Origin of the sequence: Pseudoalteromonas sp. T1lg75 (genome assembly GCF_002964705.1) — a bacterium.
Classification (GTDB): Bacteria; Pseudomonadota; Gammaproteobacteria; order Enterobacterales; family Alteromonadaceae; genus Pseudoalteromonas.
The window spans coordinates 1-295 of record NZ_PQCD01000046.1; the positions used below are offsets into that span (position 1 = coordinate 1).

Below are 295 nucleotides of genomic sequence, written 5' to 3' on the forward strand. Positions count from 1 at the left end.
AAATGTTACCGCTCGACTTGCATGTGTTAGGCCTGCCGCCAGCGTTCAATCTGAGCCATGATCAAACTCTTCAATTAAAAGTTTTTTGAAACCGAAGTTTCGTGCTCAATGAATACTGTGATGATATCTTTCGATATCGAATTGACTGTGCTGAATAAATTTCTTTATTCCGTTGGTCACTCACTTTCCATTTAAGGAAAAAAACATTGAGACTCTAAATTTGTTTGCGTCATCTAGCGAACTAGAATCTGCTGTTAGAACTCAACCTGTACGAGTGCCCACACAGATGATTGCT

The 295-nt window shown here is 39.3% G+C and carries 1 rRNA gene; it reads right to left on the reverse strand.

From position 1 onward, the window contains the following. Window positions 1-77, reverse strand: a 16S ribosomal RNA gene (locus C2M36_RS10145); the annotation flags it as partial. Between the last annotated feature and the right edge of the window lie 218 nt (window positions 78-295).